The sequence below is a fragment of the Streptomyces sp. ISL-66 genome, assembly GCF_018614135.1.
GTDB lineage: Bacteria > Actinomycetota > Actinomycetes > Streptomycetales > Streptomycetaceae > Streptomyces.
Window position 1 is genome coordinate 1 of sequence record NZ_JAGGOW010000239.1, and the last position, 7,539, is coordinate 7,539.

Genomic DNA, 7,539 nt, shown 5'->3' on the forward strand with positions numbered 1-7,539 from the left:
GGCCGTGACAGCGGCCCCGGCCGGGGCCACGCAGAAGCGCCGCGTCGCCGTGCTCGGCGGTGGCGTGGCCGGGCTCACCGCCGCGCACGAGCTCGCCGAACGCGGCTACGCCGTCACCGTGTACGAACGCCGGGCGCTCGGCGGCAAGGCCCGCAGCATGGACGTCCCCGGCAGCGCGCGCGGCGGCCGGCGCCCGCTCCCCGCCGAGCACGGCTTCCGCTTCATCCCCGGGATCTACCACAACCTGCCCGACACGATGCGGCGCATCCCCTTCCCCGGCAACGCGAACGGCGTCCGGGACAATCTGGTCGCCCCGCGCGAGATGATGTTCGCCCGCGCGGCCGGCCGGGAGGACCTGCGGGCGCCCATCCCGTGGCCCGAGCACTCCCCCGCCGAACTGACCCCCGAAGAACTGCGCCGGTCCCTCACGGGCATCCTGCAGTCGCTGGTCCGGCTCCCGCTCCACGAGACGGCGTACTTCGTCAACCGCGCGCTCGTCTTCCTCACGAGCTGCGACGAACGGCGCGACGAGCAGTGGGAGCGCACCCCTTGGTGGGAGTTCACCCGCGCCGCACGGATGTCGAGCGAGTACCAGCGCATCCTCGCCATCGGGGTGACGCGCAACATCGTGGCGACCAAGGCCGAGGAGGCCTCCACCCGTACGGTCGGCACGCTCGGCGAGGCCTTCGTCTTCAACCTGCTGGGACGCGGCGCGGACGGCCCGCCGGACCGGATCCTGAACCTGCCGACCAACGAGGCCTGGATCGACCCGTGGGAGGCCCATCTGCGCTCGCTGGGCGTGGAGTTCCGGATCGGCTGGACGGTGCGCGAGGTGCGGTACGAGGGCGGTCGCGTGAGCGGGGTCCTCGTCGAGGACCCGGCCGGCGCGGCCGGGACGGTCACCGCCGAGCACTACGTCAGCGCCCTGCCGGTCGAGCACGCGCGGCGCACCTGGAGCCCGGCACTGCGGGCCGCCGACCCGATGCTCGGGCGGTGCGACCGGCTGGAGACCGACTGGATGACCGGCATCCAGTTCTACCTGACCGAGCGCGCGCCCCTCGTGCACGGACACCTCAACTGCATCGACTCGCCCTGGTCGTTGACGGCGATCCAGCAGGCCGAGCACTGGCCCGCGCGGAACTTCCCCGCCGACTACGGGGACGGCTCGGCCGTGGACTGCCTCTCGGTGGACATCTCCGAATGGGACAAGCCCGGGATCCTGTACGGGAAGACGGCCAAGGAGTGCACCCGCGAGGAGATCGCCCGCGAGGTGTGGGCGCAGCTGAAGGCCTCGCTCAACGACACCGGGAAGACCCTGCTGTCCGACGGCAAACTCCACTCGTGGTTCCTGGACCCGGGAGTGGAGGGGACCGGTACGCCGAATCCGACCAACCAGGACCAGCTGCTGATCCATCCGACCGGCACGTTCCACAACCGGCCGAGCGCGGGCACCCGCATCCCCAACTTCTTCCTCAGCGGGGACTACGTGGCCGTCGACATCGACCTCGCGACGATGGAGGGCGCCAACGCCTCGGCCCGAGCCGCCGTCAACTGCCTGCTCGACCAGGACGGTTCGCAGGCGGAGCGGTGCACGGTGAAGCCGCTGTACCGGGCGCCGGAAGTGGAATCCTCCAAGCGGCACGATCTGTGGCGCTACCGGCTCGGCCTGCCGAACGCCTTCGACCTGGGCTGAGCCCAGCCGGGTTACCGTCGGGGACATGACGACGACGGCAACGGTGGGATCACTGCTCCGCACGTGGCGGGAGCGGCGCGGGATCAGCCAGCTGGAGCTGGCGGGCCGCGCCGACTCCTCCTCCCGGCACATCAGCTTCGTGGAGACCGGCCGTTCGCGGCCGAGCGAGGAGATGGTGCTGCGGCTCGCGGAGCACCTGGACGTCCCGGTGCGGGACCGCAACGCCCTGCTGGTGGCGGGGGGTTACGCGCCCCGGTACGCGCACACCCCGCTGGACGCCCCCTCGATGGGGGTGCTGCGCGAGGCGCTGGAGCGGCTGTTGACCGGCTACGAGCCGTATCCGGCGCTGGTGGTGGACGCGACGTACGACGTGGTGGCCGCCAACCGGGGCGTCCTGATGCTCCTGGAGGGCATCCCCGAGCACCTGCTGGCCGGTCCGCTCAACGCGATGCGGCTGACCCTGCACCCGCAGGGCCTCGCCCCGCGGATCCGCAACCTGCCCGAGTGGCGGGGGCACCTGCTGGCCCAGATGGAACGGCAGATCGCGCTGGCCCGCTCGGAGCCGCTGCGCGCGCTGTACGAGGAGGTCTCGGCCTATCCGGTGGCCGCGGCCGGGCAGCGATTCGGGGAAGGTGAACCGGACGGGGCCGTCGCCTCCATCGCCCTCCCCCTGCGGATCGAGCACGACGGGCACCTGCTCTCCTTCGTGTCCTCCATCTCCACCTTCAACACGCCGATGGACGTGACCGTCGCGGAGCTGGCGATCGAGACCCTGCTCCCGGCCGACCCCGCGACGGTGAAGTACCTGCGGTCACTGGCGCCCTGAGCCGGCGCGCAGCGCGAGCTGCTGGAGGAGCGCCAAGGCGGCGACGACGACGGCCTGCGCCGCAATCCACACCGCCCCGGCGGCGGTGGGGGTGAACCAGACGAAGAGGGCGACGAGGCTGAGCGCGGCCCAGGCGTAGTTGGCCTCGACGACGAACCTCACCGGGAAGACCGGGGGCTGTCGGCGCGAGGCCAGCAGGCCGACGCCCGCGCCGTAGAGCACCAGGAAGGCGCCCAGCACCAGCAGCGCCTCCTGTCCGATGCCGAGCAGCCGGCCCAGCGGCGCGCAGAAGGCGGTGTAGGCGAGCCCGTTGCCGACGGTGACGACGGCGTCGAGGGCGAGGACGCGGCGCAGCGCGGTCCGCGGGTCGGTGGCGCGGGCTACGGCGGCGAGCGGGGTTGCGGACATGGCGGATGAGCCTCCGTCGAGAGTCGAATGCGCTGGTGGAGTACGAGGTGACCCGGGCTCCGGAGCCGAGTGCGCGGCCCGGGAACCCGATGCCCCCACTGTGCCGCCGCGTCCCCGGCGGGGTCGATTACCTGCGAGGTCATGGCCTCGGTGGCCCCACCTTCTTTGAGCTGTACGGAAAGAACGGTGGGGAGGCACCCTGGCCCGCCACAGAACCGGGGGTTAGGCTTCACGCAGAGCAACGCCCTCGAACCTTCTCTCTACTGACGGAGATGCGCCCGGTGCCAGCCGCCGTCCGGTCCGACCTCACCGCGACCTGGGGCCGTGTCGTGGCACTGGCGGAGCGCTGCGGCCAGGATCCGGCGGACGTGCTCGCCGTGGAGCGGCTCAGCCACCTCTCCGGGGTCGAACCGGCCCGCGTCCCCCGGGTGCTGGCCGGCACCGCCGGCGAGCTGCCGCTGTGCGAGCGGGTCCACCAGCGCTTCCTGCGGCTGCGCGCCACCCGCCGCGACAAGCACGGCCGCGCATGGCCGCTCGCCGCCATCGCCGAGGACTTCGACGCGCCCGGCGCCTCCCTCGGCCCGCTCAACGCGGGCACCGGACTGCTCCGGCTCGGCCACGCGGCCGGCGTACAGCGGTTCTTCGGGGTCTACGCCGGTTTCCTCCTCGCCGACAGCAAGAGCGCGGTGGAGCGGGCCCTCGCCACCACCGGGTCCGGGCCGGCCGGACGGCCCGCCGGCGGTGCGGACGATCTCGAACACCTCTCGTACCTCACCGGCATCACCCCGCACGCCATCCGGCTCACCCTCGACGGCGACCCGCCCCGGCTCCCGCTGAAGGAACAGGTCCGCGAGAGGTTCGAGCACCTGCGCCGCACCCGGCCCCGGGAAGACGGCCAGCCCCACTCCCTCTCCGCCATCGCCGGGTCCTTCGACGCCTCGGGCCAGTCCCTGACCCGCCTCGCGCAGGGCGAGGGGCTGCCGAACCTCGCGGCGGCCGCCGGGATCCAGCGCTTCTACGGGGTGGAGAGCGGTTTCCTGCTCGCGGAGGACACCGAAGCGCTGACCGCCGCCCTGTGCGGGATCGAGCGCGAACTGGAGTCCGCGGAGCGGCCCGCCGAGAACCCGATGCTCGCCGTGATGCGGGCCCACGACGTGCGCAGCATCGTCGCCCGGGCGGGCAAGCTCTCCGCGGGCGGCTGGAAATCCCTGGCCGACCACCTGGACGATCTGCTCGCGCGGGAGGGGCAGCTGAGCCGGCCGGCCGCAGCGGGCGCCGGCGACCGCACCGCCCATGCCACGACTGCCGAGGGGGAAGCGCCATGAGGACCCCACGGGCCATGCGGAAACTCGGCGACGACCTGCTGGCGGCCGCGCACCTGACCGCCCCCGCCGGGGCCGCCGACATCATCGGCGGCATCTGCGCCGCCTACGGGCGCGTGCGCGGCGGCCGGCCGGTCGAGTTCCGGTTCGCCTCCTTCCCCCCCGACACGGCCAGCGGGCTCTGGCTCGGGCTGGAGGAGCGCGACCTCCTCGTCATCGAGGAGCGCACCCGGCCCGAACACCAACTCGTCATCGCATGCCACGAGTTGTGGCACGTGGACGAGGGCACGTGCGACCACCACGGACCGGGCATGGCGGTGGCCGCGCGGCTGACGGCCCGCCGCGGCGGCCTCGCCGAACTGCTGCGCTCCGACCGCGGGCTGGACCGCGTCGTCCGGCAGGCCGCGGCCCGCGCCGACCAGGAGGATCCGGCGGAGATCCGCGCGGAGACCTTCGGACTGCACCTCGGCAAGATCCTCAAGGCGTTCCTTCCACCACCCCGGGAAGAACAGGTCCCCGAAGCGATCGAACGCATCAAGAGTTCGTTCGGCTGGGGACGTTGAGCGCGGCCCCGGTGACCACACCCGACGGCTGACCGCCGCTTTCCCACCGACGCACTTCCTCCGCCGATGAGCCTTCCGATCGGCCCTGACAGAGAGCACCACACGATGAGCCAGTCTTCCCCGCCCCGCCACGCCGTCGTCATCGGCGGCAGCCTGGCCGGCCTGCTCGCGGCAGCCGTCCTCGCCGAGCACGCGACGGTCACGATCATCGACGCTGACACCCTGCCGGACGGGCCCCAGCCGCGCCGCGGACTCCCCCAGGCCCGCCACACCCACCTCCTGTGGTCGGGCGGCGCGCGCGCCATCGAGGAGATCCTGCCCGGCATCACCGGCGACTGGACGGCCGCCGGCGCCTTCCGCCGCAGCCTGCCCACCGACCTGGTCACCAAGACCGCGCAGGGCTGGCTGCCGCGCCACGGCGAGATGCAGTTCAACATCTCGTGCAGCCGCGACCTCCTCGACGCGGTGATCCGCTCCCGCGTCGTCGGGCTGGCCGGGGTCACCACCCTCCAGCAGAGCCGGGTCCGGGGCCTGGAAGGCACGGCCGACCGGATCACCGGCGTCCGGGTCGACGCCCCCGGGGAGGAGAACCGCCTGGTCACCGCCGATCTCGTGGTCGACGCGAGCGGCCGCGGCTCCCGCTCCCGGAGCTGGCTGGAGGCGCTCGGCGTGAGCGGCCTCAAGGAGGCCGGGGTGGACTCCGGGCTCGTCTACGCGACGCGCATCTTCGAGGCCCCCGAAGGCGCGCACGCCCTGGGCTTCCCGATCGTCAACGTCCAGTCCGATCCCCGGGTGCCCGTACCCGGCCAGACCGCGACGATCGTGCCGATCGAGAACGGCCGCTGGCAGGCCACCCTGTCCGGCACCCGCGGCGGCCAGCCCACCGGCGACCCGGAGGCCTTCATCCCCTTCGCCAAGGGCGTCCGCGACCCGATCGTCGGCGAGCTCCTCGAAGGCAAGAAGCCACTGACCGACGTCGCCGTCACCCAGGGCACCGCCAACCGCCGGATCTTCTTCGAGAAGGCCGAACTTCCCGACGGATTCTTCGCCGTGGGCGACTCGGTCGCCACCTTCAACCCGCTCTACGGGCAGGGCATGACGGTCGCCGCCCAGGGCCTGCTGGCCGTCCGTACGCTGCTGCGCGCCAAGGGCCTCGCGCACCCGGGCATCGGCCGCGAGGCGCAGCGCGCCATCGCCCCGCAGGTGTCCGTCGCCTGGGACCTCGCCACCTCGCAGGACATCCTCTACCCGGGTGCCACCGGGATGAAGCCCCGCCCCGGGGCGGGGCTGCTCAACGGATACGTAGACCGGCTGATGACGGGCGCCACCACCAGGGAATCGCTCACCGCCGCCCTGCTCCAGGTCATCACCATGAACCGGGCGCCGACGTCCTGGGTGCGTCCCGGTGTGGTGTGGGAGGTGCTGCGGGCCTCCGCGCGGGGCGCGCTGAAGGCGGCGCCGCTGACCGCGGCCGAGCGGGCGGTCGCGGGCCTGGACCAGGACGGGCCGCCGCCCGCGTCCACGGCGACCGCCGTGCCCGACACGGTCGCGGCCGACACCGCCGTGGCCGACACGGTGGTGACCGCCGCCGGCACCGTGCTGGCCGCGGACACCGCCGAGAGCTCCGGACCGGCCGACCCCGTCGGACAGGCCCGATGATCGAAAGCCTCGTCCTCTACGTGCCGGGCGTGGTGATCGCCACGGCACTGATCGTCAAAGCGCCGACGTTACGACGGGGCTGGGACCAGCCCCTCATGCGCGCCGTCTGCACCCTCCTCGTCGTGGGCTCGCTCGCCGTGTTCCTCTCGGCGCCCCCGACCATCGTCGCCGTCAACGCACTGACCGGGATCGTCAACTTCTCGGCTCCCCTGGTCTACAGCCTGCTCACCGCCTTCTCCGGCGCCTGCATCGTGCTGATCCTGCACTGGAGCGGCCCTCCGACCCCCTTCGTACGCCGGGCCACCCGCCTGACGGTGGTCGCGTACGGCGCCGTGACGGTGGCGATCGCCGTCCTGTTCGCCCTGGGCGAGGCGCCGGACGAGCGGCTGCGGGACATGGACACGTACTACGCCAACACGCCCTGGCTGCGGGAGATGATCGCCTGCTACCTGTCGGCGCACACCGTGGGCAGCACCGCGCTCACCGTGCTGTGCTGGAAGTGGCTCCGGCGCCTGGACCCCTCGATGTGGCCGCTCCGTACGGGACTCGCGCTGGTCATGTCCGGCGGGGCGTTCGACACGGCCTTCGTCGCCGTGAAGTGGACGGCGGTCGGCGCGCGCTGGAGCGGCGGGGACCTGGACTACCTCTCCACCTACGTGGCGCCCCCGCTGGCCGCCGCCGCGGCCCTGCTGGTGGGCTGCGGGTTCATCGTGCCCCTGGTCGGCGGGTCGGCGCCCTGGCAGGACTACAGCCGCTACCGGCGGCTGCGACCGCTCTGGGCCGCGCTGCGCGGATTCTCCCCCTGCGGGGTCCGGCCCGTGCCGCTGACCTGGTGGTCCCCGGTCGGGATCCGGCTGATCCACCGCGAATCGGTGATCGACGACGGGATCCTGGCACTCGTGTACTGGTTCGACCCCGCCGTGCGCGAAGAGGCGTACGAGGCCGCGCGCACCCAGGGGCGGCCGGAGGAGCAGGCCGCGCTGGTCGCGGACGCGGCCATGCTCGCGGCGGCCTGCGAGCACCGGGCCGCGGCCGACCGGGCGGGCGCCCGTCCGGACGATGCCGGCC

At 73.3% G+C, this 7,539-nt stretch carries 7 protein-coding genes; 6 read left to right on the plus strand and 1 reads right to left on the minus strand.

Annotated features, from left to right (window positions below; translation table 11 throughout):
- The first annotated feature begins 4 nt into the window (after positions 1 to 4).
- Together J7E97_RS34975 and J7E97_RS34980 are read left to right on the plus strand one after the other, a co-directional pair.
- Positions 5 to 1,693, plus strand: a complete 1,689-nt coding sequence (locus J7E97_RS34975) for an FAD-dependent oxidoreductase (protein WP_308346948.1) — start codon at positions 5 to 7, stop codon at positions 1,691 to 1,693.
- Positions 1,694 to 1,718: 25 nt separating this feature from the next.
- A complete protein-coding gene (locus J7E97_RS34980; protein ID WP_215035630.1) occupies positions 1,719 to 2,519 on the plus strand; it encodes a helix-turn-helix domain-containing protein in 801 nt (266 codons plus the stop codon).
- Here J7E97_RS34980 and J7E97_RS34985 read toward each other — a convergent pair.
- Positions 2,505 to 2,927 (minus strand): hypothetical protein, encoded by a 423-nt coding sequence (locus J7E97_RS34985; RefSeq protein WP_215035632.1) that lies wholly within the window; start codon positions 2,925 to 2,927, stop codon positions 2,505 to 2,507. The two genes, J7E97_RS34980 and J7E97_RS34985, sit on opposite strands and share 15 nt — an antisense overlap.
- Before the next feature lie 272 nt (positions 2,928 to 3,199).
- Between J7E97_RS34985 and J7E97_RS34990 the strand changes: the two genes are divergently transcribed.
- From J7E97_RS34990 to J7E97_RS35005, 4 genes are all read left to right on the plus strand, one after another.
- Positions 3,200 to 4,252, plus strand: a complete 1,053-nt coding sequence (locus J7E97_RS34990) for a hypothetical protein (protein WP_215035634.1) — start codon at positions 3,200 to 3,202, stop codon at positions 4,250 to 4,252.
- Positions 4,249 to 4,812: a toxin-antitoxin system, toxin component gene (locus J7E97_RS34995; protein WP_215035636.1), complete on the plus strand. Its 564-nt coding sequence runs from the start codon at positions 4,249 to 4,251 to the stop codon at positions 4,810 to 4,812. Before J7E97_RS34990 ends, J7E97_RS34995 begins: the two co-directional genes overlap by 4 nt.
- Positions 4,813 to 4,917: 105 nt before the next feature.
- Positions 4,918 to 6,471 (plus strand): NAD(P)/FAD-dependent oxidoreductase, encoded by a 1,554-nt coding sequence (locus J7E97_RS35000; RefSeq protein WP_215035638.1) that lies wholly within the window; start codon positions 4,918 to 4,920, stop codon positions 6,469 to 6,471.
- The coding region (locus J7E97_RS35005; protein ID WP_215035640.1) for an MAB_1171c family putative transporter at positions 6,468 to 7,539 on the plus strand (1,072 nt) is incomplete at its 3' end. The genes J7E97_RS35000 and J7E97_RS35005, both read left to right, overlap by 4 nt.

What these genes read in the sequence shown, in the direction of transcription:
- J7E97_RS34985 (WP_215035632.1), bottom strand. Translation starts at nt 2,927, where the DNA reads ATGTCCGCAACCCCGCTCGCCGCCGTAGCCCGCGCCACCGACCCGCGG.
- J7E97_RS34995 (WP_215035636.1), top strand. Translation starts at nt 4,249, where the DNA reads ATGAGGACCCCACGGGCCATGCGGAAACTCGGCGACGACCTGCTGGCG.
- J7E97_RS34980 (WP_215035630.1), top strand. Translation starts at nt 1,719, where the DNA reads ATGACGACGACGGCAACGGTGGGATCACTGCTCCGCACGTGGCGGGAG.
- J7E97_RS34990 (WP_215035634.1), top strand. Translation starts at nt 3,200, where the DNA reads ATGCGCCCGGTGCCAGCCGCCGTCCGGTCCGACCTCACCGCGACCTGG.
- J7E97_RS35000 (WP_215035638.1), top strand. Translation starts at nt 4,918, where the DNA reads ATGAGCCAGTCTTCCCCGCCCCGCCACGCCGTCGTCATCGGCGGCAGC.